27 protein-coding genes are annotated in these 23157 nt (G+C 69.3%); 16 read left to right on the plus strand and 11 right to left on the minus strand.

Features of this window, described 5'->3' with window-relative positions; genetic code table 11:
• Positions 1-165: 165 nt before the first annotated feature.
• The gene (locus tag ACTOQ3_RS42170) at positions 166-666 is read left to right on the plus strand and encodes a recombinase family protein (RefSeq protein ID WP_440089593.1); all 501 of its coding nucleotides are present in this window, start codon (positions 166-168) and stop codon (positions 664-666) included.
• Complete coding sequence (locus ACTOQ3_RS42175) at positions 663-1175, plus strand: hypothetical protein (protein WP_440089594.1); 513 nt, start codon at positions 663-665, stop codon at positions 1173-1175. Before ACTOQ3_RS42170 ends, ACTOQ3_RS42175 begins: the two co-directional genes overlap by 4 nt.
• Before the next feature lie 176 nt (positions 1176-1351).
• On the opposite strand, the gene ACTOQ3_RS42180 is transcribed toward ACTOQ3_RS42175, so the two are convergent.
• Positions 1352-1924, minus strand: coding sequence for a TetR/AcrR family transcriptional regulator (locus tag ACTOQ3_RS42180; protein WP_440089595.1), 573 nt, complete (start codon positions 1922-1924; stop codon positions 1352-1354).
• Positions 1925-2086: 162 nt separating this feature from the next.
• Between ACTOQ3_RS42180 and ACTOQ3_RS42185 the strand changes: the two genes are divergently transcribed.
• On the plus strand, positions 2087-2983 hold the full coding sequence (locus tag ACTOQ3_RS42185) for an NAD-dependent epimerase/dehydratase family protein (RefSeq protein WP_440089597.1): 897 nt from the start codon (positions 2087-2089) through the stop codon (positions 2981-2983).
• Complete coding sequence (locus ACTOQ3_RS42190; RefSeq protein WP_440089598.1) at positions 2980-3960, plus strand: alpha/beta hydrolase fold domain-containing protein; 981 nt, start codon at positions 2980-2982, stop codon at positions 3958-3960. The genes ACTOQ3_RS42185 and ACTOQ3_RS42190 overlap by 4 nt, the downstream gene beginning before the upstream one ends.
• A gap of 711 nt (positions 3961-4671) precedes the next feature.
• Here the strand turns inward: ACTOQ3_RS42190 and ACTOQ3_RS42195 are convergent.
• Positions 4672-5373, minus strand: a complete 702-nt coding sequence (locus ACTOQ3_RS42195) for a TetR family transcriptional regulator (RefSeq protein WP_440089599.1) — start codon at positions 5371-5373, stop codon at positions 4672-4674.
• Positions 5374-5492: 119 nt separating this feature from the next.
• Between ACTOQ3_RS42195 and ACTOQ3_RS42200 the strand changes: the two genes are divergently transcribed.
• Together ACTOQ3_RS42200 and ACTOQ3_RS42205 are read left to right on the plus strand one after the other, a co-directional pair.
• Positions 5493-5762 carry an alpha/beta fold hydrolase gene (locus ACTOQ3_RS42200; RefSeq protein WP_440089600.1) on the plus strand — a complete coding sequence of 90 codons (270 nt, stop codon included), beginning with the start codon at positions 5493-5495 and terminating at the stop codon, positions 5760-5762.
• Positions 5763-5808: 46 nt separating this feature from the next.
• Positions 5809-8529 carry a LuxR C-terminal-related transcriptional regulator gene (locus tag ACTOQ3_RS42205; RefSeq protein WP_440089602.1) on the plus strand — a complete coding sequence of 907 codons (2721 nt, stop codon included), beginning with the start codon at positions 5809-5811 and terminating at the stop codon, positions 8527-8529.
• Between the two features lies 1 nt (position 8530).
• Here the strand turns inward: ACTOQ3_RS42205 and ACTOQ3_RS42210 are convergent, their stop codons facing one another.
• The gene (locus ACTOQ3_RS42210) at positions 8531-9247 is read right to left on the minus strand and encodes a hypothetical protein (protein WP_440089603.1); all 717 of its coding nucleotides are present in this window, start codon (positions 9245-9247) and stop codon (positions 8531-8533) included.
• Between the two features lie 40 nt (positions 9248-9287).
• On the minus strand, positions 9288-9491 hold the full coding sequence (locus ACTOQ3_RS42215) for a hypothetical protein (protein WP_440089605.1): 204 nt from the start codon (positions 9489-9491) through the stop codon (positions 9288-9290).
• A gap of 218 nt (positions 9492-9709) precedes the next feature.
• On the opposite strand from ACTOQ3_RS42215, the gene ACTOQ3_RS42220 reads away from it, so the two are divergent.
• Together ACTOQ3_RS42220 and ACTOQ3_RS42225 are read left to right on the plus strand one after the other, a co-directional pair.
• On the plus strand, positions 9710-10192 hold the full coding sequence (locus ACTOQ3_RS42220; protein ID WP_440089606.1) for a MarR family winged helix-turn-helix transcriptional regulator: 483 nt from the start codon (positions 9710-9712) through the stop codon (positions 10190-10192).
• 179 nt (positions 10193-10371) lie between these two features.
• Complete coding sequence (locus ACTOQ3_RS42225) at positions 10372-10674, plus strand: zinc-binding dehydrogenase (protein ID WP_440089628.1); 303 nt, start codon at positions 10372-10374, stop codon at positions 10672-10674.
• Between the two features lie 60 nt (positions 10675-10734).
• Here the strand turns inward: ACTOQ3_RS42225 and ACTOQ3_RS42230 are convergent, their stop codons facing one another.
• The gene (locus ACTOQ3_RS42230; protein ID WP_440089607.1) at positions 10735-10974 is read right to left on the minus strand and encodes a hypothetical protein; all 240 of its coding nucleotides are present in this window, start codon (positions 10972-10974) and stop codon (positions 10735-10737) included.
• A 192-nt stretch (positions 10975-11166) separates the two neighbouring features.
• Here ACTOQ3_RS42230 and ACTOQ3_RS42235 point away from each other — a divergent pair, with 192 nt between their 5' ends.
• The 5 genes from ACTOQ3_RS42235 (at position 11167) to ACTOQ3_RS42255 (ending at position 15077) form a co-directional block, all read left to right on the plus strand.
• Entirely contained in the window at positions 11167-11763 is a 597-nt protein-coding gene (locus tag ACTOQ3_RS42235) for an HXXEE domain-containing protein (protein WP_440089608.1), read from the plus strand.
• 259 nt (positions 11764-12022) lie between these two features.
• A complete protein-coding gene (locus tag ACTOQ3_RS42240; protein ID WP_440089610.1) occupies positions 12023-12307 on the plus strand; it encodes a TrmO family methyltransferase domain-containing protein in 285 nt (94 codons plus the stop codon).
• Positions 12308-12324: 17 nt separating this feature from the next.
• Positions 12325-13143, plus strand: coding sequence for an SDR family oxidoreductase (locus ACTOQ3_RS42245; RefSeq protein ID WP_440089612.1), 819 nt, complete (start codon positions 12325-12327; stop codon positions 13141-13143).
• A gap of 20 nt (positions 13144-13163) precedes the next feature.
• Positions 13164-13841: a carboxymuconolactone decarboxylase family protein gene (locus ACTOQ3_RS42250; protein WP_440089613.1), complete on the plus strand. Its 678-nt coding sequence runs from the start codon at positions 13164-13166 to the stop codon at positions 13839-13841.
• A 342-nt stretch (positions 13842-14183) separates the two neighbouring features.
• Positions 14184-15077 (plus strand): SDR family NAD(P)-dependent oxidoreductase, encoded by an 894-nt coding sequence (locus ACTOQ3_RS42255; protein ID WP_440089614.1) that lies wholly within the window; start codon positions 14184-14186, stop codon positions 15075-15077.
• Between the two features lie 34 nt (positions 15078-15111).
• On the opposite strand, the gene ACTOQ3_RS42260 is transcribed toward ACTOQ3_RS42255, so the two are convergent.
• Positions 15112-15669 (minus strand): CGNR zinc finger domain-containing protein, encoded by a 558-nt coding sequence (locus ACTOQ3_RS42260; protein ID WP_440089615.1) that lies wholly within the window; start codon positions 15667-15669, stop codon positions 15112-15114.
• A gap of 76 nt (positions 15670-15745) precedes the next feature.
• On the opposite strand from ACTOQ3_RS42260, the gene ACTOQ3_RS42265 reads away from it, so the two are divergent.
• On the plus strand, positions 15746-17242 hold the full coding sequence (locus tag ACTOQ3_RS42265) for a GMC family oxidoreductase (protein ID WP_440089617.1): 1497 nt from the start codon (positions 15746-15748) through the stop codon (positions 17240-17242).
• Between the two features lie 22 nt (positions 17243-17264).
• On the opposite strand, the gene ACTOQ3_RS42270 is transcribed toward ACTOQ3_RS42265, so the two are convergent.
• Both ACTOQ3_RS42270 and ACTOQ3_RS42275 read right to left on the minus strand, forming a co-directional pair.
• A complete protein-coding gene (locus ACTOQ3_RS42270) occupies positions 17265-18266 on the minus strand; it encodes an alpha/beta fold hydrolase (RefSeq protein WP_440089618.1) in 1002 nt (333 codons plus the stop codon).
• A gap of 344 nt (positions 18267-18610) precedes the next feature.
• Positions 18611-19036: an organic hydroperoxide resistance protein gene (locus ACTOQ3_RS42275; protein WP_440089619.1), complete on the minus strand. Its 426-nt coding sequence runs from the start codon at positions 19034-19036 to the stop codon at positions 18611-18613.
• A 282-nt stretch (positions 19037-19318) separates the two neighbouring features.
• Between ACTOQ3_RS42275 and ACTOQ3_RS42280 the strand changes: the two genes are divergently transcribed.
• Positions 19319-20032: a molybdopterin-dependent oxidoreductase gene (locus ACTOQ3_RS42280; protein WP_440089621.1), complete on the plus strand. Its 714-nt coding sequence runs from the start codon at positions 19319-19321 to the stop codon at positions 20030-20032.
• Entirely contained in the window at positions 19989-20639 is a 651-nt protein-coding gene (locus tag ACTOQ3_RS42285; RefSeq protein WP_440089623.1) for a cytochrome b/b6 domain-containing protein, read from the plus strand. Before ACTOQ3_RS42280 ends, ACTOQ3_RS42285 begins: the two co-directional genes overlap by 44 nt.
• Positions 20640-20733: 94 nt before the next feature.
• On the opposite strand, the gene ACTOQ3_RS42290 is transcribed toward ACTOQ3_RS42285, so the two are convergent.
• The 3 genes from ACTOQ3_RS42290 to ACTOQ3_RS42300 form a co-directional block, all read right to left on the minus strand.
• Entirely contained in the window at positions 20734-21759 is a 1026-nt protein-coding gene (locus tag ACTOQ3_RS42290; protein ID WP_440089625.1) for a hypothetical protein, read from the minus strand.
• Between the two features lie 347 nt (positions 21760-22106).
• Positions 22107-22301, minus strand: a complete 195-nt coding sequence (locus ACTOQ3_RS42295) for a helix-turn-helix transcriptional regulator (protein ID WP_440089626.1) — start codon at positions 22299-22301, stop codon at positions 22107-22109.
• Complete coding sequence (locus ACTOQ3_RS42300; protein WP_440089627.1) at positions 22298-22717, minus strand: hypothetical protein; 420 nt, start codon at positions 22715-22717, stop codon at positions 22298-22300. Before ACTOQ3_RS42300 ends, ACTOQ3_RS42295 begins: the two co-directional genes overlap by 4 nt.
• Positions 22718-23157 lie beyond the last annotated feature (440 nt).

The raw sequence follows: 23157 nt of genomic DNA on the forward strand, positions 1-23157 counted from the left end.
ACCCGGATGTTGAGGGCTGGGTGGAAGTCCATAGCTTCGCAGAAACGAACATCTGTGAGAGTTCTGCCAGGGCCCTCGATGGGATCCCGTTTCCGCAGGCCGCGGCTCGCAAAAGTCCTCTCGAAACCGACACGTTGTGCGAGGCACTTCTACGAGACTGCCGCCATGGATCTCACGCCCGATCAGGCCGCATTGGCGGTGGAACGTCACGACTGCCCGAACTGTGACGCGCCCGCCGGCAGCGCCTGCCGCACCCGGGGCGGCAAGACCGCCGCGAAGTACTACACCCCGCGCTTCGTCCTCATCCCCGCGCTCCGCGAGCACCTGGAGATCCCCGTCCCCGCCGACCGGCTCCCCGGCCGCGCGTGGAAGCAGGGCCCCGCGCTCGCCGTTGTGCCCGCGCCCCGCACCGAGCGGCCGATCCGCATCGGGTACGCCCGCACCTCGACCGCCCGCCAGGAACTGGCCAGCCAACTCGAAGCCCTCCATCGGGCGGAGTGCCACAAGGTCTTCTCCGAGCAGATCAGCACCCGTATCAAGATCCGGCCCGAGCTGGAGAAGGCGCTCGCGCTGGCCCGCCAGTTCAAGGAGGCCGCGCCCGAGACGCCGGTCATCTTCACCGTCCACGAGCTCAAGCGCCTCGCGCGCAACGCCGCCGAGCTATGACCCTGTCGGCCGATCTCCAGGCCGGCGGCATCCGGCTCGAACTCCTCACCGGCCCACTCACCGGCCTCTACGACCCCAACGGCATGGGCGCCATGTTCTTCGCCGTCCTGGCCGTCGCCGGGCAGATCGCACGCAACTACATCCGGGAGAAGACCTTGGAGGGCCAGGTCACCGCGGCGGTCAAGGGTAACCACGGCGGACGGCCGAAGGTCATCGACGACGACATGCTCATCTTCGCCGTCGCGCTCAAGGACAAGGGCGTCCCCGTCCCGGAGATCGCCAAGAAGCTGGTCATCAAGACCGGGAAGAACGCGGGCAAGCACCCCTCGGTCGCCTCGCTCTACCGGGCATTGGCTGAAGCCGAGGACTCCGCAACGGACGACGGCCTGCCGCTGCGACCCAAGCCCGTCCGCATCCGCCGACCCGGGGATCCGCTCACCCCCGAGGAGATCGACCTGCGTGAACGCCTCCAGGCCCAGCCTCACCCGGACACGGAGATCCGCAGCTAGACCCCATGATCAACGACTCATGCCGGTCTCAAGGCCAGGCCCTTCGCCGTTCACACAAATGGGGCCAATCCTCGACGGTAAACCTGTACCCAGGTACCGAATGCAAGCCCCTCAGGCATACGTGTAGCACCGAAATCCAGCTGATCCTCCTCTGGAGACCGTCCTGTGCGAGGCGCTCAGCGGGCCCGCAGCCCGTTCAGTACAACATCGAGATAGTGGTGGCCGACTGCGGCTTGCTTCTGCGGATCGATGGCTGGATGCATCCTGGCCGAGAAGGCGATTCCACAGATCAATGGCGTCATGTCGGCGAGCGTGATGCCGGGCGCCAGCCGCCCTGCGGCCCCGGCCCGTTCGAATAGTTGAGTGAACAGCGAGGACAACTGATCGAGTAGATGCGCTGTGCCAGGTAGGGCGGCCGTGGGTGCGGACAGTACGGGGGACAGGGCGGCGTCACTTAGTTGCGCGTCTACGATCCTGACCAGGAAATCGCGAAAGGCCGTCCAAGGGTCGTCCTGCTCCACGGCCCGTTCGGCGGCCTGGATCAGCGCCTCCAGTCCGTCCACCGCCACTGCCTCGATCAACGCCTGAGGCGTTGGGAAGTGCCGGTATACCGTGGCGACGCCAACGCCGGCCGCGCGGGCCACCTCGTTCAGCTGAATCGGGGTGCCGTCCGCGACCAGCTTCCGGCCGATCTCGATGATTCGCTGACGGTTGCGTGCTGCGTCCTTACGGAGCCGGGGAGCGGTCACTTCTCCAACATAAACGGATAGCAGCTCCACTTGCCCCGCCTGGGTCCGGAGCCTCCGGACGGTCGACTCAGGCAGTGAAGCGGATGACTCATCCGTTTAGTGTTAGGGTAAGGCAACCGGATGATCCATCCGTTTCACTGCCCCTTTGGGTCTGGAGAGAACATGAAGATCCTCATCACCGGGGGCACCGGCTACTTGGGCTCGGTGCTCGTCGAACACTTCCTCGCAGCAGGCCACGAAGTAGTGGCGCTGACCCGGTCCCCGGAATCAGCAGCGAAAGCGACCCAGGCGGGCGCGCGTCCTCTGCTCGGCAGCCTGACCGACACCGCTCTCCTGGAAAGGGCAGCAACACAAGCCGATGCCGTGGTGCACACCGCAGTCGACTATGCCGGCGGCGATGATGCGGTCACGGCGGAAGCCGCTGCTGTGGAGGCGCTGACCCGTGGGGCGGGTAAGGCGGGTACTGGCAAACCGTTCATCTACACCAGCACGAACCTGGTCTACGGGCTCGACCCTGCCCATTCCCGCGACGAAGACGCAGAACTGCCGGAACCGGGTCTGCTGCCGTCCAAGCTCGTCGGCGAGCGCTTGGTGCGCGAGGCGGCGGGCCTGAACGGCATCATCATCCGCGCGAGTCTGGTCTACGGTCGAGGCGGCACCCTGCTGCTGACCAATCTGATCGGCGCCGCGACCCGCTCGGGCGCTGCCACCTACATCGGCTCCGGCGACAACGAGTGGACCCCGGTGCACGCGGACGATCTCGCCCGCCTGTACCTGAGGGCCCTGGAGCATCCGGTGGCGGGAATCTACAACGCGTCCGGACCGCAGCAGTTCACATTCCGCGAACTTGCCGAGGCGATCGCGGATCTGACCGGAACCACCGCGACCTCGATCACCGCCGAACAGGCCGAGAGCGCCATGGGGCCGATGGCCGCGCTGCTTCAATCCTCGGCGCGCACACCCTCCCGGAAGGCGCACGAGACGTTCGGGTGGAGCACGAGCGGTCCCGCCCTACTGGACGACGTGCGCTCCGGCTCCTACCAGGTTGTGAACCCGTGAGCCCCAGCCTGGCCAGCCACGCCATTGTCGGTCTGCTGCGTATAACAGGAGTGAAGAAGCGCCAGTTCAAGCCCAGCCGTTTCCTTACCGAAGTGGCTAACCCGTCCCCGCCGCGCCTGCCGGGTGTCACGGTCCGGCGGGAAGAGTTCGAAGGCTGGCCGGTCTATCGGCTGACGCCCGTCAATCCGGTGAAGCACTACGCCCTCTACATCCACGGCGGCGCCTGGGCCGCCCCCATCACCACGCAGCACTGGCGCCTCGCCGCCCGGATCGCCGTTGAATCCGGCTGCGAAGTCGCCCTGCCCCTCTACCCGCGCCTGCCCGCCGCTACCCACGCCGACGTCCTTCCGGTCATGCAGGGCCTGTTTCAGCACGTCCAGAAACAGGGACCGACCGCTCTGATCGGCGATTCAGCGGGCGCGAACATCGCTTTGTCCGTGCTCCAGGCCCTGACCCCGCAAGGCGAGCGCCCGGATATCACCGTTCTCATCTCACCTGCCCTCGACCTGACCTTCACCAATCCGAAGATCGCCGACATCGCACCACATGACCCGTTGCTGAATCTCGAGCACATCCGAGTTCTCGCGGTCCGCTGGGCAGCCCCAGCCGACCCTTCAAACCCTCAGACCAGTCCTCTGAACGGCCACCTGGACCACCTCGGACTCGTCCACGTGTACGCCGGGACTCGCGACGTCCTCTTCCCCGACGCCGTCCTGCTCCGGGACCGGAGCGAAAACATGGCCGGAACCGATCTTCACCTGCACATCGGCGAGGGAATGATCCATGACTGGCCGATCATGCCGATCCCGGAGGGCCGTCGGACGGCCGGAGACGTCATTGCCCTTCTGCGAGGCGCGCGTACCGAGCGGCCCGGCCGGCCCAACTCGGATCCCACCAGGGGTGCGGCCGGAATGCGGTGGAAAGGGCCACCAAGCCCCCGCGCAGGGCGGGAGATTCAGCTCGAACATGACGGATAAATCCGGCGTGATGACGCGATCTCGTACGTTTCCGCAGGCCACGTTGTTCACTAACGCTTAGGAGCCTTATGTCAACCCCTCCGTGCCTCAGAGCTGGCTCACGATCGAGGCATGGACGAGCTAGGGGTTTTGAACGAGCAGATCTTCGCTGCGGAGAGCCGGCAGCCCGTCGACGGCCTGCCCTGGAGGAATTTCTCGACAGAGTGCTCACCGGTGACTTCGTCCTGCGACGATCGGCAGCCGATTAACATAAGTCGATCTCAAAGCGGGCGGCGCGCCCCAGCACCGCACCGTGCCAGGTGAGGTGGCCAAGGCCACGCGACGTCGTCGGCAAGTCCGCGCCCGCTCCGGGCGGCCGGCCTGGCAGCAGGATCGGGCCGGCGGACCCTTTGTTCACCCTTCTTCGGGTCCCTCCTCGGGGACACCGTCGCAAAAGGGGCGCAAGCCGATGGCCAGGTCGGCGCGGGTGAAGGCGTAGCGGCCCAGGAAGTTGATGTGGTCGTACTGGATTGGTGACAGCCGAAGGGCATGGCCCAGGACCGTCAGCCCCCCAACCAGGCCAAACGTGCCCCGTCACCGAACCGAGATGAAGATCAACTTCCTATCGCTAATTCCTGCACCAATCCTCCCCGGAGGCCGTACCGCCTGATCCAGCGTGGCACCTCGCATTCCGCAGATCCAACTCCGTCTCAAAATCAAGTCTCACTATATTTAGATTTTGAGATGGCGGTAGATGGTCGCCCTGGAGACGTCGAAACGGGCAGCTATCTCCTCGCCGCTGCGGCCTTCGGCGTACAGGGAGCGCACCTGGGCGATCTGCTCCTCGGTGAGGAGGGCGCGCCGTCCGCCATTCCGTCCCCGGGCGCGGCCGCGGGCCCGGTGGGCGGCCGGCTCGCCCAGCAGCGCCCGGGCGCCGTCCAGGATCAGGCTTCGCAGCTTTTCCGGCGGCGCGTCGCGGAAAAGCAGCACCGGGTCGGCCAGCCCAGCGACCACCTGGCAGGCGCGCACCCGCTGCTCGATCTCGCTGGCCGGCCCGGCCACCAGCTCGTTGGCCAGGGCGATCGCGGTGCGGAAACGGTCCGCGATCGGCGCCTGCACCAGCAGTGTCATGTCCTTGACCAGCATGGTGAGCGTATGGCGGTGGCGCAGGTGCACATCGACGTAGCCTTCGATCGCCCGCCACCGCACCTCCTCGGCACTGTCGCAGGACTCGGCCGCGGCCAGCACCGCCTCCAATTCGTCCAGCAGTGGAATGGTGAGCCGGCGGAGGATCTCCTCCTTGGAGTCGAAGTGGTAGTAGAGGGCGGCCTTGGTGATGCCCACCTCGTCGGCGATGGCCTGCATGGAGGTGGCACGGTAGCCGCGGGCGGCGAACAGGACGCGCGCCGCCTCCAATATCCGCTCGAATGTCATTCGATCTCACTTACCTGTGGTCAGTTTTTTCGCTAAGGTGCTTACCGGAAGTCAGTTTATTGCTGTGGGGATGATCTGCATGCGGACCAAGGTGTCCTTCACTGCCGCCGGCGTCCGGTGTGCTGGCTACCAGAGGGCTGCTGCAGATGATGCGCTACCGGCCCGCCGACGCCGCCGCGCGGCTGACCTGCCCTCTGCTGGTCTGCGTCGCCGCCGACGACCGGGAGACGCCGCTGGAGACCACCAGGGTCCTGGCCGACCGTGCGCCGCAAGGCGAACTGCGCATCTACCCCGGCAGCCACTTCACCTTCTACACCGACCTCAGCTTCCGGAATCGGGTGGTCACCGAGCAGATCGACTTCTATCGCCGGACATTTGCGGCAATGTGAGCTTTTGTCGCGGGTGACATCGCGCACCTGCATTCTTGGGAGAACCATGCTGCACGGACGTCAAGCGGAGCAATCTGTCATTGCCGAGTTGGTCGAAGGCGGGTGCGGCGCACTGGTCGTGCGCGGCGAGGCGGGCATCGGCAAGTCGGCCCTACTGGAGTGTGCTGCGGCTGGAGCGCAGGCGCAGGTGTTAAGGGTGTCCGGTGTCGAGTCCGAGGCTGATCTGCCCTTCGCCGCGCTGCACGTACTGCTGCGTCCCGTCCTCGATCACGTCGAGGTGCTGCCGCGCCAACAGGCGGAGGCGCTGCGCGGTGCGCTCGGCCTCGGCGGCACCACCCGAGGCGACCGTTTCCTGGTCGGGCTCGCGACGCTCAACCTGCTGGTGGAGTTGTCGGCCGCGGACCCGGTGCTCTGCTTGGTCGACGACGCGCAGTGGTTGGACGGCGAGTCGGCCGACGCTCTGCTGTTCGCCGCGCGTCGTCTGCATGCCGAGCCCGTCGCCGTTCTGTTCGCCGCGCGGGACGAGGATGTGCGGGACGGCGGGTTCCCCGCCCAGGGGCTGCCCGAGTTGCGGCTGCGGGAGCTGGATGCCGAGGCGGCAGGCAACCTCCTCGCCGAGCAGGCGGCGGATCTGCCGCCCACCGTGCGCGACCAGCTGGTGGCCGAGGCCGGGGGCAACCCGCTAGCGCTGATCGAGCTGCCCCGGATGCTCCCCCCTGAGCAGCGTAAGGGGCCCATGGCTCCGCTGGCCTTCGTCGCCGGTACGGCGCAGCCGGTGACGGACCGGGTGCTGATGGGCTTCCGCGACCGCGTCTCGGCGTTTGCCGCCGCGACCCGCTCGTGCCTGTTGGTGGCGGCGTTGGACCACCACGGCGGGTTGGAGGTGCTGGCACGCGCGGTCGGCCGGCTCGGGGCCTCGCTGGTCGACTTCGCTGAAGCCGAGCGCGCGGGTCTGGTCCGGGTGGGGCCGGAGGGCGTTGCCTTCCATCATCCGCTGGTGCGTACGGCGGTACTGCTGGCCTGCGACATCGGTGACCGGATGGCCGCCCACCGGGCGCTGGCCGAGACCGCCGACGACGACCGGCGCGCCTGGCACCGGGCCGCTCTCACTCTGCAGCCCGACGAGGAGGTGGCCGGGGAACTGGAGAACCTGGCGCTGCGCGCGCTGCGCCGCGGCGGGCAGGCGGCGGTGTCGGCGGCTTACACCCGCGCGGCCGAGCTGTCGCCCGACCCGGGCCGGGCCGTGCGCCGCTGGACCGCCGCCGCCCAAGCCGCGATCGAGGCGGGCCTGTGGCAGCGCGCGGGCGAGCTGGTGGCCAGGGCGCGGCACCGGGCCGAGACGGTCACGCTGGCAGGTTCGGCCCAGGCGGAACTCGCCTACGTGCGCGCCAAGCTGGAGGTCGAGGCGGGCCGACCGCTGGATGGAGTACGGCTGCTGCACCACGGGGCCGAGGCGACCGACGACCTGCCCGGCAAGTTGTCGCTGCTGGCCATGGCGGGCTACTACACCTGGGCCAGTGCCACCCACCCCGACCAGCTCACCCTGGCCCGCCGTACCGAGGAACTGTGCCCGGACGGCGAGGGACCGGTGGAGGCGGTGCGCACCGTCAACCACTCCTTCCGCCGGGTCCTGGAGGGCGACGCCACCCCCACGCTTCTGTCCGGCAGGACGGGACGGGACGACCACATCCCCTACGAGCTGCGCTGCCTTCAGGTGTTTCAAGGCATCGTCGGCCAGGACATCGCTGGCATGCTCGACGCCCCCACCGCGCTCGTCGAGGAATGCCGGGCGGAGGGACGGCTGGGGCGCTTGCCCCAGGCCATGGTGATCCTGGCCATCGCCGAGGTGCTCGGCGGCCGGCATCCCGCCGCGCGGGCCACGGTGACCACGGGTCTGGTCCTGGCTTCCGATGTCGGCCAGCCGATGTGGCGCGGCTACCTGGCGGGCATCCACGCCTGGCTGTCGGCGGTCGCCGGGGCGCAGGAGGAGTGCGAGGCGATGGCCGAGCAGGCGATCCGTGACGCCGACCACCGTAGGTGGATGCCCGGAGCAGGTTGGGGGGAGTGTGCCCGTGCGATCCTCGACCTCGGGCTGGGCCGCTACGAAGCGATGCTTGACCGGGTGGACCGGGCGATGAGCGGTCCCACCAGCCATGCCTTCCTGTGGCGGTATTCCTGGCCCGACTACATCGAGGCCGCTGTCCGCGTAGGAAAGCGACAGCGTGCCCAGGGCCTGCTCCACAGCTTGGCCGCCTCCGCGGAGGCGACGGGCCGGACCGCACCGCTCGCCCTCCTCCAGCGGGCGCGTGCGCTGCTGAGCCCCGACAGCGCGGCCGGGGCGCTGTACGAACGGGCCCTGGCCCTGCACGCCCAGGACAGGCAGCCCTTCGACGAGGCACGTACCCGCCTGGTCTATGGCGAGTGGCTGCGCCGCAACAGGCGGCGAGCCGAGGCACGCGCCCAGCTCCAGGCTGCCATGGAGGCCTTCGGCCAGCTGGGCGCCACTCCTTGGGCTGCCCGTGCCGCCACCGAGATGCGCGCGACCGGGCTCAGCCTTCCGGACCGCTTGCAGGCCGCAGATCCACTGGCCGTGCTGACTCCGCAGGAGCTGCAGGTGGTACGGCTGGCCGTTACCGGGGCGTCCAACCGCGAGATCGGCGCGCGGCTGTTCCTGAGCCCCCGCACCGTCGCCTCCCATCTGTACAAGGTCTTCCCCAAGCTGGGGGTGGCCTCTCGCGCCGAGCTGGCCAGGCTGGAGCTGGCGTAGGTCAGACCCGGCGGTAGATGATCGGCTGGGCGGCGATGCCGTTGGCCTTGAAGTTGGCCAGCACGAAGCTGCGGAAAGTGGGCCGGAAGATCAGGCTGGGCAGGAAGGTGCGCCAGTTGGGCCAGCTGGCGTGGTTGATCAACCCGTAGTCGGCGGGCTCGTCCTCCAGTGGCCGCATCAGCGCGGAACTGGGCAGCGCGGTCTTGGCCTGGAACCACCCGGCGGTGTACTCCCACACCTTCAGCAGCGTCTCGCGGTCGTCGGCGTAGAAGTAGTTGAACAGGTAGCAGTGGTCCTGGCCGTGGTCCACGTCGCCGAGCCGGCCGGCGTTGTCAGCCACGATCTGGTGGGTACGGCGGGCGGCCGCGCGGAGGGTCTCGGCGAGTTCCTGGTAGGCGGCACTCTTGCGCAGTTCCAGCGCGGCCTCCACGGACGCGGTGCGGATCAGCACGACGACGTCGAAGCGCGCCGGCCGGATGCCCCTCGCGGCCAGCACCTCCTCGCCCTCGCCGGGCGGGCGCAGGACCGCGCGGAACACGTTCGCCTCGCGCGCCTCGATCCCCGCGGCCAGCGCCTTGAGCCGGGCGGCCAGTCGTGTGGGGGCAGACGCGAAGGGGCCACGCCAGGAACCGACCTCACCGGCCAGCATGACGAAGCCGTCACCGGTCGGGGGTACAGTCCGGGCCTGGACGGCCAGATGGTCATTGATCAGCTTCATGGCGCCGACCCTAGCCAGAAGCCCTCGGGGATCGCCTCTGTCACCTGACTGATGTTCGCCGACCGGCTACCGTGCTGATGCCGGTGAGTTCGGGATCGCGATTCGGTAGCAATGCGGCGGGGACGAGCACGAGGCCGCCGAGGACCGGTCCGAGAAGTGGTGCGAGCTGGCCGGGCACTGCGACCAGCGCCATCACCCGGCCCAGCCGCCGCGGGCCCGCCGCGGTCGGGAGGATCGTCTGCAACCGGGGCAGGGTCAGCCCGTTGCCGATGGAGTTGCTCGGCGCCGGCGCCGAGCGCGGTTCCGGCATCATCCAGGGCGACGCCCAAGATGGTGGTGTTGAGCAGGGAGGCCAGGCCGCCGATCATGAGGACGAAGGCAAGGCAGAGCAGGTCGGGTCCACGGGATCAGAGCCAGCAGATTTTGTTGGCATACCAACAGTATGGCGGCTAACATGTTGGCATGCCAACAAAAAAGGGTTCCCATCCGGGAGCCCAGATCGCGGAGGCCCCGCTGGGTTCGCTGCTGCTGCAGACGGTGCGGGCCCATGCGGCCCTGGCCGCCTCGCTCCTGGCAGACGTAGGGGTGGTCGCGCCGCAGGAGGTCGTCCTGTTGTACCTCGAGGACCACGGTCGGGTGCCACAGTTCGAGATCGTCCGCTTCATGGCCCGTGACCGCTCCACGGTGACTGCGACCTTGCAGGCCATGGAACGCGCGCAGCTCGTCGTGCGGGCGCCGTCCCAGAGCGACCAGCGTTCGGTGGAGGTCGAACTCACCGACGCCGGGCGCGCATTGTGCCCTTTGATCCGCGCGGCCTGGTCCGAACTTGAACGCCTCACCTTCGGCCCGCTCTCGCCTTCGCAGCGCGAGCATCTCGCAGCCAGCCTCACCACCGTCCGCGACGCCGCCCGGACCCACGACGAGCAGCAGGAACCCAGGCGGTGAGGGCTGCCGCGCACACCCTTTCCGATCAGTCGACCTGGTGGGAAAGACCCTACGGACCACCTCTCGCCTGCTGACCCCGGGAGCACCCCTCATGCCGACCGTCATCGTGTTCAGCCGCTACGGTCCTCCGGAAGTCCTGAGCGCCCGGCAGGTCGAAACCCCGCGACCGGGTCCGTGACCTGGCGCCGGACGGCGTCGACGCGGCCCTGGATCTGGTCGGTGGCCAGGCCGTCGCCGCCAGCCTCGCACTGGTTCCGGATCGCCACCGCATCGGGACGACCGTCGACCGGCACGCGGTGAAGAACCATGGCATACAGCGAGTGGGAACCCGTTCCCTGACCGCCCTGCGCGGGGTCGTCGACGTGGCCGCGACCGGTCGGCTGATCCTGCCCGTCCAGACGTTCCCCCTCCACGATGCCCCGAGCGCGCATCATGTCGTCGAGGGCGGCCACGTGCGAGGCAAGGTGATCCTCGCCGTCTGAACGGCGGGCCGGCCGTGGCCTCCGGACAGGCGCTCCCGTCTGGGAACAGTGACCTTGCCGTCACAGCGGCATGCTGACGGTGATCATCTCTTCACCTTGATCCCCGGACAGGATGATCGACAGTTCCCATACGCCGTCCATGGCGAACAGGTTCTCCGTGGCGACGAAGCGGCCCTGACCGGCCTGGAGGGTGCCGACCGGCGGCAGGGCGTGGCCCATGCCGGGCATGGTCGCGGCCGGGGTGACCGTTTCCGCCTCGCCTGAGGTCACCCGCACCTCGACCGGATCGACCGGCAGCACAGTGACGATGTAGCGCGTACCCCCGCCTTCACGCTCTCAGGGCCGCCGCCGAGCCAGCGCGAAACGACGGCGACCTGACGACCAGGTGGCCGGTCATGCCCATCGCTTCCGTCGGGTGACCGATGTGCCCCGAGCACACGTCAGTCACCTGACGGAAGCGACCACCATCGCGATCTTCTTAGAGTTCCGGCCATGACCAAGCGACCTGAACCCTATTCGGCGACCGTCATGGCGATCCTGGCCGCCGCCTTCTGCGCCTGGGCCCTGCTCACCCTCCCCGTTCAGGGAGCCGTCATCCTCGTGATCGCCAGCGTGCTGGGCTGGAGCGGCTGGATCGCCTTCAGCTACACCCGCCCGGTGAAATCCAGGAAGGTCATCGCCGTCTACCTGTGCGCGGTGGGTTTCCAGCTCATCCACATGGCCGAGGAGTACACCGGCGGCTTCCCGCACGAGATCGTCGAGTTGTTCGATTCGCCGCGTGACTGGCCGGAGAAGGAGTTCCTGCTCGTCTTCGTCTTCGGGTTCGGCGCCCTCTACTTCTTCGCCGGTGCCGGCGCGCTCTACCGCGTCCGCGTGGCCAACTTTTTCCTGTGGTGGTACGCCCTGGGCGCCGGCCTGCTCAACGGCGTCGCCCACTTCGTCTTCCCGATCCTCAAGGGCGGCTACTTCCCCGGCCTGTACACCGCCGGCGGCCACTTCGTCATGAGCGGGCTGCTGATCTACTTCCTCATCAAAGAGAACCGCCTGCTCAAAGCCGAGGAGCAGCAGGTCCAGGCGCTGGTCAGGTAGCGCGGCCCCATTGCCGCACCTGGACGCTGACGGGCTTGGGCAGGACAGCGTCCGATGATTGCGACCCGACTGGAGGAAACATGGAACGAATTGTTGTGCAGCCAGTGGGAACGGTCGTCGGCGGGCGCGCCAAGGCGTTCGACGATGACTGGAATGCCGGGAAGGCGCTGATCCGTCTCGACGGAACACGTTTCGGGCCGGAGGCGCTCACCGGGCTGGCGCCTTCTCGCATCTGGAGGCGGTCTTCCGGTTCCACCTCGTGGACCCATCCTCGATCAACACCTCCGCCCGCCATCCCCGCGACAACCCGGACTGGCCCAAGGTCGGCATCTTCGCCCAGCGCGGCAAGAACCGGCCGAACCTGCTGGGCGTCTCGCGCTGCCGACTACTTGCCGTGGACGGCCTGGACCTCCATGTCCGCGGCCTGGACGCCATCGACGGCAGCCCGGTCCTTGACATCAAGCCCTACATGGCCGAGTTCGGCCCGCAGGGCGAGACGGTGCAGCCGGAGTGGGCGATCGAGCTGATGCGCACCTACTACTGATCTGGAAGGAACCTCTCATGTCGAAGACCGTCCTGGTGACCGGCGCCTCCAGCGGAATCGGGCGCGCCACCGCGCTGCTGCTGGCCCGCGAGGGCTTCACCGTCTACGCGGGGGTGCGCAAGGAGTCAGACGGCCAAGCACTCGGCCCCACTGTCACACCCATCCTTCTCGACGTCACCGACGCCGGCCAGATCGCGGAGGCCGCCGAACGCCTGAGCCACCTGGATGCCCTGGTCAACAATGCCGGCATCGGTGTCACCGGGCCGCTGGAGTTCGTTCCCCTGGACGCGCTGCGCCGACAGTACGAGGTCAATGTCTTCGGCCAGATAGCGGTCACCCAGGCGATGCTGCCGATGTTGCGGGCCTCGCGCGGACGCGTGGTCACGGTCGGCTCGGTGGGCAGCTGGATCACATTGCCGTTCGGCGGTCCGCTGTGCTCCTCCAAGCACGCCATCCGCTCGCTGAACGACGCGCTGCGCATGGAGGTCAAACCCTGGCGGATCCGCGCGGTACTCATCGAACCCGGCTCCATTCACACAGAGGCGGTGGACAAGCTGGAAGACGAGGTCGAACCCCGCCTGGCCTCCCTCGGCGAGCAGGGCAGGCAGCTGTACGGCGCTGCCTACCGCACCATGACCACCGCCGGGCTCAAGGAGGAACGCTCCGGCTCCAGCCCCGACGTGGTCGCCCGCGCCGTCCTGCACGCCCTGACCGCGCGCAAGCCCCGCTCCCGCTACCCGGTCGGCAAGAAGTCCCGGTTGATGAGCACTCTCGGCCGCATCGTCCCCCAGTACACCCTCGACCGTTTGCGCCTGCGCGCCCTCGGCCTGTCCTGAACCCTGAACGGAGCACACCGATGCCCCAGCTCGCCGGAGTCGACGCCCTCGTCGCGCTCGACCCCGTTTTCGCCCGGCTCGCCGTCGGCGCGGGCCACAATCTGTGGGGCCTGACCCACCTGACCCTGCGTGAGAAGGCGTTCGTCTGCCTGACCGCCGACCTGTGCCACCCCCACCTGGACCTGCCGTTGGCCATGCACATGCAGATGGCCCTGGCCAACGGCGTCGAACCCGAGTCGATCCGGGAGCTCTACCGCCACCTGGCCCCCTACGTGGGTTACCCCATCCTCGTCCCGGCCTTCCAGCGTCTGGCCGAGCTCGGCCTCCCGGAGGCATCCGACACCGAGGCGGTCCAGCCGGTGCCGCTGACCGGGCCGCTGGCCCGCGCCGTACGCGACCTTGAGGACGTGGACCCGGGCCTGGCCGCCTTCACCGAGGACCAGCTCGCCCAGCGCTGGGCCCGCCCCCACCTCAGTGTCCGCGAGCGGGCCATCGCCTGTCTGGTCGTGGACGTCTTCTACCAGACGTTGGGCGAATCCCTCCACCTTCACGCCGAGTTGGCCGAAGCGGCCGGAGTGACCGAGGAAACCCTGCGCGATCTGCTCCGCGGCCTGGCCGAGTTCGGGCTGCCCCGGGCCTGGGCCGCCGCCAAGGTTCTCTTTCCTCGGCGGGGCTCCGGTTCGAGGGCGCCGGGCTGATAACCGCTCGCCGGCTGCGCGCGGCCTGCTCACCAGCCGGAGAGCACCGTCTCGGCCATCGCCCGTCTACTCTGCGGCATTCGCTCCACCGGTCTTAAAGACATCCCCGAGCTCTCGACAGGCCCTGCCATCGACCAGCCGACCACACGATCTGACCTGAGAAGCGGGAAGCCGACTTCCCAGGTCGGGGTCAATATGGCGGCTGGTGCCACATCGGCCAACGGCACCCGAGGTTCGCTGCCGCATCCGGCCCTCCTAATCGGATACCCATCCGTTTGTGCTGCGGTACGACCAGAAAGCGGATAGCTATCCATTAAAGGATGGCCGGCGAAGGGCGAGAACGTGGGCAAACGGGCTGTGGTGACGGCGGGGACCGGGGGAATCGGCCTGGAGACCGCGATGGGGCTGGCGGCGATCGGTTACGCGGTGACCGTGGTGGGCCGGAACGCCGAGCGGGGCGCCCGCGCGGTCGAGCGGATCGACGCGGTCACGACCGGCCCGGGGGCGAGGTTCATCGCCGCGGACCTCGCGTCGCTCGATGCCGTACGAGCGCTCGCGACCCGCCTCGCCGGGGAAGGACCGTTGAACGTCCTGGTCAACAACGTCGGGGCGATGTTCGCGGACCGGCAGCAGACGGTGGACGGGATCGAGGCGTCGTTCGCCGTGAACCACCTTTCCCCGTACCTGCTGACCGAACTGCTGCTGGAACCGCTCCAGGCCGCGGGACCAAGCCGGATCGTGAGCGTCACCTCGGGTTCGATCCGGGTCGCCAAACGCTCCTTCGACGCCGTCGAGCCGCCGGGCGGCTACTACGGCTTCCACTGGTACGGCCGGGCGAAGCTCGCCAACCTCGCCTACACGCTGGATCTCGCGGAGCGGCTGCGAGGCACGGGCGTCTCGGTCTTCGCGGCCGACCCGGGCGGGGCGGCCACCGACATGACCAACGGCACCATGCTGTCGTCCAGAATCGTCTCGCCGGGACTGCGACCGCTCTGGCCGCTGCTCCGGCGAACCTTCGAGTACGCCACGTCCGGCTCCGCGTCGGTGGCGGCACGGTCGTCGATCCTCGCCGCGGCCGACGCCTCGCTCGACGGGCGGACCGGCCTGGTCATCGGGCCCAAGGTCCGTCCCGTCCGCCCTTTCGCCCCCGCCGCCGACCCGCGAACGGCCAAGGCCGTCCTGGGGCTCAGCCGGCAGCTGGCCCCGCTCGCCCCGCCTGCCGTCGCGATCGCCTGAGGCGAACCGCCGCCGTCCGGTGCGGCGGGCGCGGTCAGCGCGCGCCGGCCGTCCGCACCTCCTTCTTGCGCGCCCGGTAGGCCGCCGCCTTGATCTTGTTGCCGCAGGACTCCATGCCGCACCACTCCCGGCGCCCGCCGCGCGACCGATCGATGAAGATCTTGGTGCACTCGGGGTTGGCGCACTCCTTCATCAGCGGCATCTCCGGCCCGCTGAGCAGTTCGATGGCGTGCCGGGCCACGGTGGACAGCGCCTGCGCCGGGGTCGCCTCGACCCACCGCCCCCCGGCCGTGAGCTGGGGGGTCGCCGGGGGCGTGCGAGCCGTCTCGTTCACCAGCGCGAGCGCCCGGTCGTCGTATCCGTCACCGGCCAGCCGGGAGGTGACCAGCCCGTAGACGGCCTCCCGCAGCGCCACCGCCCGGACCAGATCCGCTTCCGTGCAGGAGGAGACGACGTCGACGACGCCGGACTCCACATACCAGGCGTCGAGCCGGTCGGGAGCGTCGAGCGTCTCCACGTGCGCCGTGCGGCGCGCGCGAACCGTGCAGGCGAAGTCGAGCGCGGGGTTGCCGCACAGAAAGACATGATTCACATCACCAGTTTGACAGGTGACTTCCAGTCGTGCAATGGTCGTCACCACTTGAACCGGTGACGAATCGGAGGGCGCGGTGGAGTACGACTACGTGGTGGTGGGGGCGGGCACCGCGGGCAGCGTGCTGGCGGCCAGGCTGTCCGAGGACGCCGGCGCGCGCGTGGTGCTGCTGGAGGCGGGCGGCACCGGCCCGTCCGAGTTCGTCTCCGACCCGCCCGCGTGGCCGCGCCTGCTCGGGACGTCGCGTAACTGGGGGGAGCGCACCACTAACCAGGCGTCGACCGGGACGTCGATCCCGCTGGCCAGGGGCCGCGGGCTCGGGGGCTCGTCGGCCATCAACGCCATGGTCTTCACCCGAGGGCACCGCTCCGGCTACGACGCCTGGGCGGCGAAGGGGTGGAGCTTCGACGACCTTCTCCCCTACCTCAAGCGGAGCGAACGGGCGCCGGGGCGCGGCGCCAGGTGGCGAGGCCGGCGCGGCCCGCTGACCGTCGCCCCCGCCGCGGAGCCGAACCCCGTGCTCGAAGCCTGCGTGGAGGCGGCCGTGGAGGCCGGGCACCGCAGGGCCGACGACATCTCCTCGGGCGTGGAGGAGGGCTTCGGATGGCCGGATCTGAACATCGTCGACGGCAGGCGGCAGAGCGCCGCCGACGCGTACCTGGCTCCGGCCTCCGGACGCGGCAACCTGCGCATCATGACGGACGCCCCGGTCCACCGCGTCCTGATCGAACGCGGCCGGTGCGTGGGCGTGGTCTGCACCGTCGGCGGCGAGCAGGTCACCGTACGGGCCACCAGGGAGGTGGTGCTCGCGGCCGGCGCCATCGGGACACCGCACCTGCTGATGCTGTCCGGCGTCGGGCCGCACCGGCACCTTCGGGAGGCGGGCGTCGAGGTCGTGCACGACCTGCCGGGGGTCGGGTCGAACCTGCAGGACCACGTCATGGCCGGTCTGGTGTACGCGCCCGCCCGCCCCGTCCCCACTCCCAGGAACAACCGCGGGGAGGCGCTCGGCCTGTTGCGCGGCCCGGACGCGCGGACCGGGCCCGACCTGCAGATCATCTTCGTGGACGTCCCGAGCCACTCCCCCGCGCTCGGCGGCCCGCAGCGGGGCTACACCATCCGCGTGTCCCTGATGCGCCCGCACAGCCGCGGCACCGTACGCCTGGCGTCCGCCTCCCCCGCGTCCCCGCCCGTCATCGACCCCGGCTACTACTCCGACACACGCGACCTGACCACGATGGTCGCGGGCCTGGAGGCCGCCAGGGAGATCGGCCGGGCGCGGGCGCTGGACAGCTGGCGCGGCGGCGAGGTGCTGCCCGGCGTGGACGTGCGGGACACCAGGGCCCTGCGGGCCTACCTGCGCGCGGGCCTGGCCTCGTACTTCCATCCGGCCGGCACCTGCGCGATCGGCCGGGACGAGGGCGCGGTGGTGGACGAGGAACTGCGGGTGCACGGCATCGAGGGCCTGCGCGTGGCCGACGCGTCGGTGATGCCGTCGATCGTGTCGGGGAACACCAACGCGACCGTGTACGGCATCGCGGAGCGGGCCGCGGAACTCGTCGCGCAGGCCTGACGCGGCGGGGGCGGCTTTCTGCTCAGAAGCCGTCCACGTCGACGACGGCCCTGGCGAACGCCTCCGGGGCCTCCTGCGGGACGTTGTGGCCGATCCCCCGCAGGGTCCTGTGCTCGTACGCGCCGGTGAAGCGCTCGCGGTAGGACGAACCGTTCCCGGGGGGAGTGAACGGGTCGAGCTCGGCGTCGAGGGTGATCGTGGGCACGGAGATCTTCGGAGCCGCGGCGAGCCGCTTCTCGACGGAGTCGTAACGGGGCTCGCCCTTGGCCAGGCCCAGCCGCCAGCGGTAGTTGTGGATCACGATGGGCACCCAGTCGGGATTGGCGAACGACGCCGTGGTGCGCTTGAGCGTGGCCTCGTCGAACTTCCACGTCGGCGAGACGTTCTTCCAGAGGAGCCTGACGAACTCCTCGCGGTACTTCTCGAGCCCGAGCCGCCCTCTTTCCGTGGCGAAGTAGTACTGGTACCACCAGGCGTGCTCGGCCTGCGGCGGCAGCGGATTCCGGTTCGCCTCACGGTTGGTGATCAGGTAGCCGGACACCGAGACGAGGGCCTTGCAGCGCTCGGGCCAGAGCGCGGCGATGATGTCGGCCGTCCGCGACCCCCAGTCGAAGCCCGCGAGGACCGCCTTTTCGATCTTGAGCGCGTCCATCAGCGCGACGATGTCGAGGGCGATCGCCGCCTGCTGGGCGTTGCGAAACGTCCTGTCCGACAGGAACCGCGTCGTACCGTGTCCGCGCAGGTAGGGGACGATCACCCGGTATCCCTGCGCCGCCAGCGGGGGCGCCACGCCGGTATAGCTGTGGATGTCGTACGGGAAACCGTGGAGCAGGATGACCACGGGACCGCCGGGCGGGCCCGACTCGGCGTACCCGACCTCCAGCACGCCCGCCTTGACGTGCTTCAGCGCGTCCGTCCCGGCGTGCTTCGGCGCGCCCGCCGAGGCGGATGCCGCGGGCAGGCCGGGCAGCGCCGCCGCGGCCGTCCCCGCGACCAGCAATTTGGAAAACATACGCCTGTCCATGACATTCACCTTCGATATCGAAAACAACCGTTTTTCGAGCACGGGAAGCGGGGTGGGCGCGTTTCCGCGCGGCGGAACCCGCGGACTCCTGGCGCGCAGGGAACGCTTTCCGGTGCGGCAGGACGCCGGACGCCGTGAGGCGGGACGCGAGGGCCGCGGCCGATCCGGCTCGGCGGCCCTCGCGTTCCCCGTTCGCGCCGCCGGGTTCAGAACACCTGGGCGAAGCAGGCGATGGCGACGGCCAACGCGAGCAGGACCACCGACAGGGCCCTTGCGAGATTCAGGATGTGCGACACGATACTCCTTCCCTGCGGAGCGCCCGGCGCCGCCGATGCGGCGGGACGTCAGGCGGCGGTCGCCCGGATGGTGACCGGGATGTTGCCCCGGGTGGCCTTGGAGTAGGGGCAGATCTGGTGGGCGGCCGCGCCGAGCTCGTCGGCGGTCCGGGCGTCCACGCCGCCGAGTTCGAGGGTGAGGACGGCGCCGAGGCCGAACTCGTCGTCCGGGCTGTGGTTCAGGGTCACCTCGGCCGTGACGCTCGTGCTGGTCAGCCTCACCTTGCGCTGGGCCGCCGCCCTCCTGACCGCGCCGAGGAAGCAGGCGGCCCAGCCGGCGGCGAACAGCTGCTCGGGGTTGGTGGCTCCCCCGGCCCCGCCCAGCTCCTTGGGGATGGCGAGGGTGGTGTCGAGCAGGCCGTCGTCGGCCGTGACGCGGCCCCCGTTGCGGCCCTCTCCCGTCACGGTGACGACCGCGGTGTAGCTGGCAGCCATGGTGTTCTTCCTTCCTGGGGTGATCGGTCGTCCGAACGGGCACGCCCACTGGCGTCACCTGTTCGGCTGGTGACGATGTTGGCAGCACCGCCCGTCACCTGTCAAACCGGTAACGCACGGGAGGGCCGGCGTACCGCGTGGCGGTGGTCCGCCGCGGGAGATGATCAGGCCGCTGACGCCGCCCCGCCAGCAAGAACGCCGGCATCCGAGCAAGCCTGACGAAAGTCTTACGGCTCCCCGTCGCCGTTGGCTCGTCACCGTCGCGGCTGCTCGAATGGCGGGGTGACCGATTCACGAGACGAAACAGAAAGCGGCCCTCCCATCGCGCGGCGGGTGATGTTCTCGATGCTCGCCGCCGGCGCCGCCGGCCTTGTGGCCGCGCCCTACCTGCAGGGCGGCTGGGAGAAGGCCCTCGGAGCCGTCTCCCAGAACGACCCCAGCGGGCTGACCGGGCTCCTGCCCAATCCGAGTGGCTTCCGCTACTTCAGCGTCGCGGGCTCGGTACCGACAAAGGACCGGACGAACTACCGGCTGACGATCGACGGCCTCGTCGACCGCCCCACGACGTACACGCTGGACGCCCTGCGCGCGTTGCCGCAGACCCGGGTCGTCGGTGACGTGGAGTGCACCGACGGCTGGCGGGTCCCGAACACGCCCTTCGAAGGGGTGCTGCTCTCGCACCTCCTCGACGCGGTCGGCGTGCGACCGGAGGCCAAAGCAGTCCGCTTCACCTGCTTCGACGGCGTGTACAGCGAAAGCCTCACGCTCGCGCAGGCGCGCCGTTCCGACATGCTGGTGGCCCTGAAGATGCAGGACAAGCCGCTCTCGCACCCTCAAGGCGGGCCCGTCCGGCTGTACGCGGCGCCGATGTACTTCTACAAGTCAGCCAAATGGCTCTCCGGCATCTCCGTGACCGACAAGGTCATTCCTGGCTACTGGGAGGAGTACGGCTATGACGTCGACGGTTGGCTCGACGGAGCCGACCGCTCCGTCTGAGCGCTCCGGGCGCATACTGCGGTTCACCCGCGCCGAGCGGCTGGTCCACCGTGCCACGGCCGGGCTCATGCTGCTGTGCGCGGGGGCGGCGGCCTGCCTGTACTTCTCGCCGCTGGCCCAGCTGGTCGGCCGCCGCCACCTGGTGGTCGTCATCCACGAGTGGTCGGGGATCCTGCTGCCGGCGCCGTTCCTGCTCGGCCTCGCCTCGTCGGCGTTCCGCGCCGACCTCCGCAGGCTGAACCGGCTGGCGCGGTACGACAAGGAGTGGCTGCGCGCGGTCCGCAAGGGCTGGACCTCACCTGATCGGCGGCCCGCCGGCAAGTTCAACGCCGGGCAGAAGATCTACGCGGGGTGGATGGCCGGAACCGTGCCGATCATGATGTTCACCGGTCTGCTGATGTGGTTCGGCGGACTCCTGCCGGTGATCTCCCGGACGAGCGCCATCTTCGTGCACGACGTGGCGGCCCTGGCCATCGCCCTCGTGGTGCTCGGGCACATCCGGATGGCGTACCGGGATCCGCAAGCACGGCGGGGGATGCGCACCGGGTACGTGGAACCGGCCTGGGCGAGGAGGTGGCACTCCAGATGGGTGGAGAGGGATCGGTGACCACGGACCCACCGCGGCGGGCCACGGGCCGGAACCCGGAGATCACCAGAACGGTGGGGCCGGGACCAGTGCCTCCGCAGGTTCCCCGCGCCGGTCACGGCGTCGTGTAGCCCAGGCCGTAGGGGCCGGCGCCGATGGCGGAGATCACCAGGTAGCGGTAGTCGCCGGGCGGGCCCCAGTAGCCGAGTTCCTCGAAGGGGTTGGGGCTGCTCGAGGCCGCGACGGTGCTCCAGCTGGAGCCGGTCCGTTTTTGCAGGTAGAGATCGAAGTCGCGGCCGGCGTCGCTGGCCAGGCAGCCGTAGTGGCTACCGGTGGCGGTCGTGCGGTAGTACAGGCCGCCGGGCTGGTGGACCGATTGGGCGTTGTCCAGCGACGTCGCGCTGGGTGATGGTGCCGCAGTGCCAGTTGAGGCCGGTGCTGGAGGACCCGGCCAGGCAGACCGAGGCGCCCTCGACGGCCTGCCTGGCACCGTAGACGCGCATGGTGCCACCGGTGTCGTTGCCCACCAGTGGCCTGGGTTTCCAGGTTTCGTTGACCGCGACTCAGGAGTGGTCGGCGCCCGGGAACGTCGAGTCCCGCACGACGCCCTGGGGCGCTTGTTGAAGCCGACCGAGCAGCGGGTCCTGACGTCGACGTAGCGCACGCCGCTCACCGACGAGAGGGCGGGCCGGGTGGTGGTGGCGAGTCTCTCCTTGATCGCCTGCAGTTCCTCCAGCGACCGGCGGACGAGGAGGGGCTGGGCGCCCTGGGCGGTGATCTGGGCGGCGTCGGCGCTGCTGGTGGTGGCCACCACGAGGGTGTGCGCGGTGGTTCCCAACAGCCAGGAACCGGCGAAACGGGTCCCAAGCCGTCTGCGGAGCTGCGCCGCGATCGGGGCCAGCCGGATCTCGTTGAGCAGACGGCTCTGGGCCTGGTCCGTGGTGAGGCCCAGATCGCGCTGCAGGGTCACCATCATGCCCAGGGGAGGTCGCCGCGCCGCCAGAACCCGCTCGAGGGCCTTCCCGCCCGGCGCGGCCAGGGTCGCCTGGACCGGGTGGGTGGCGACGGCCGGGGCCGCCATCGGGGCAAGGGCGGTGATCGCCAGGAAACATCCCATGGCGACGGCCCGCGTGCGGGACATGATGCTCTCCTCAACCTCGGCTTCGTGAGCGTGAGGGGAGATCGCCTTGCGGTGCCGGTCGATCCGGGATGGAGACGATGTCACTTTAATGCAGGCATTGCCGCTCAGGACCTGAAAGCTCCGCGCCACGCAGATGCCGACGTGCGGGCACCGGTACGTCCAGCGGGGTCGACACGCCCGGGTCGTCGCCCCGGGACTCCCGAAGCTATGGCGAGCCGCAGGTACGTCGACTGACGAGTGCCGGTCGCGCCCAGGGCCAGGCTCCCCCGCGCGCGACCGGCTCACCGACGGCTTGATGGAGGTCGGGTCGACGCCGGGATTCGCGCGGCGGCTGCACCCGAGGCGCTTCACTGGTCGTCGAGAAAGAGCTCTTCGATCTTCAGGTTGAACAGCTTGGCGAGACGGAAGGCGAATGGAAGGCTCGGGTCGAACTTCTCTGTTTCGATCGCGTTGATCGTCTGCCTTGACACGCCGACACGCTGCGCCAGGTCGGCCTGCGTCCAGGCGCGTTCGGTCCGAAGTTCCTTGATGCGGTTCTTCATCGGTATCTGATCTTGCCGACGATGATGGCGATCGAGTAGACGACTCCCAGGAGCACGGGGAAGAGTGCGATGTCGACGTCGTGGACGACGAGGTCGGCGGCATCCGCGACGACGTAGGCGAATCCGCCGACCCACCCCACTCCGAGGGTGACCGCCAGCGCATCCTGCACGATTTTCCGTTGCAACTCATCTTGCCCTCGGAGAAAGCGCGCGAAGGCGACGATCCATCCGATGCCGACGACAAGATTGGCGGCAACCGCGGCCCAGCTCGCCACCGGTTGCTGTGAATCCCACAAGAGGCCGGGACCGAATCTGGCCAGGGCAAGGGTCGCCACCCAGACGAGTGTCCAGAGTACGAGTTGAACGGCTGTCTTGATCGATTCCTGATAGGCCCCGGTCTCGTCGTGTGCTTGCACGAGCTACCTCCCTGCGACCAGAAGTCAAGTACACTTGACACGGTAGAAGGCGTTCGCAGCGATGTCAAGCACACTTGACATTGGGCCGGGTCGGCCCCGGTCCGGGCGGCATGGGGCAGACCTGTTCGCGCCGAGCGCACACTGCCGCGATTCGTGATCACGCCGCGCGCGATCGGCGTCGACGGAACCTCTCCCGCCCTCCACCGCCAAGTCGACGGCCTGCTCCTGGAGAAGAATCGGCGCCGGCGCGACGGAGCGCGCGCCGATCGCCTGGGCCATGGATGTGATAGTTACGACCTGATGGGGCAGAAGCGATGGATGAGATTCCACGGCGTGTCAACGGTCGTGGCGGCCGGGGCGGCGCTGCTGGTGTGTGTGGCGGGGTGCGCGTCCGCGGCCGCGCCTTCCGCTCAGCGGGCGGCGCAGGACTTCTACGCCGC

Origin of the sequence: Streptosporangium sp. LJ11 (assembly GCF_051918945.1) — a bacterium.
GTDB lineage: Bacteria > Actinomycetota > Actinomycetes > Streptosporangiales > Streptosporangiaceae > Streptosporangium.

Bases quoted from the DNA above. Each gene is read 5' to 3' on its own strand.
- ACTOQ3_RS42295 (WP_440089626.1), bottom strand. From the start codon at position 22,301: ATGAAGAACCGCATCAAGGAACTTCGGACCGAACGCGCCTGGACGCAG.
- ACTOQ3_RS42285 (WP_440089623.1), top strand. From the start codon at position 19,989: ATGACGTCGACGGTTGGCTCGACGGAGCCGACCGCTCCGTCTGAGCGC.
- ACTOQ3_RS42175 (WP_440089594.1), top strand. From the start codon at position 663: ATGACCCTGTCGGCCGATCTCCAGGCCGGCGGCATCCGGCTCGAACTC.
- ACTOQ3_RS42220 (WP_440089606.1), top strand. From the start codon at position 9,710: ATGCCAACAAAAAAGGGTTCCCATCCGGGAGCCCAGATCGCGGAGGCC.
- ACTOQ3_RS42275 (WP_440089619.1), bottom strand. From the start codon at position 19,036: ATGGCTGCCAGCTACACCGCGGTCGTCACCGTGACGGGAGAGGGCCGC.
- ACTOQ3_RS42250 (WP_440089613.1), top strand. From the start codon at position 13,164: ATGCCCCAGCTCGCCGGAGTCGACGCCCTCGTCGCGCTCGACCCCGTT.
- ACTOQ3_RS42210 (WP_440089603.1), bottom strand. From the start codon at position 9,247: ATGAAGCTGATCAATGACCATCTGGCCGTCCAGGCCCGGACTGTACCC.
- ACTOQ3_RS42245 (WP_440089612.1), top strand. From the start codon at position 12,325: ATGTCGAAGACCGTCCTGGTGACCGGCGCCTCCAGCGGAATCGGGCGC.
- ACTOQ3_RS42290 (WP_440089625.1), bottom strand. From the start codon at position 21,759: ATGTCCCGCACGCGGGCCGTCGCCATGGGATGTTTCCTGGCGATCACC.
- ACTOQ3_RS42185 (WP_440089597.1), top strand. From the start codon at position 2,087: ATGAAGATCCTCATCACCGGGGGCACCGGCTACTTGGGCTCGGTGCTC.
- ACTOQ3_RS42270 (WP_440089618.1), bottom strand. From the start codon at position 18,266: ATGGACAGGCGTATGTTTTCCAAATTGCTGGTCGCGGGGACGGCCGCG.
- ACTOQ3_RS42235 (WP_440089608.1), top strand. From the start codon at position 11,167: ATGACCAAGCGACCTGAACCCTATTCGGCGACCGTCATGGCGATCCTG.
- ACTOQ3_RS42170 (WP_440089593.1), top strand. From the start codon at position 166: ATGGATCTCACGCCCGATCAGGCCGCATTGGCGGTGGAACGTCACGAC.
- ACTOQ3_RS42205 (WP_440089602.1), top strand. From the start codon at position 5,809: ATGCTGCACGGACGTCAAGCGGAGCAATCTGTCATTGCCGAGTTGGTC.
- ACTOQ3_RS42195 (WP_440089599.1), bottom strand. From the start codon at position 5,373: ATGACATTCGAGCGGATATTGGAGGCGGCGCGCGTCCTGTTCGCCGCC.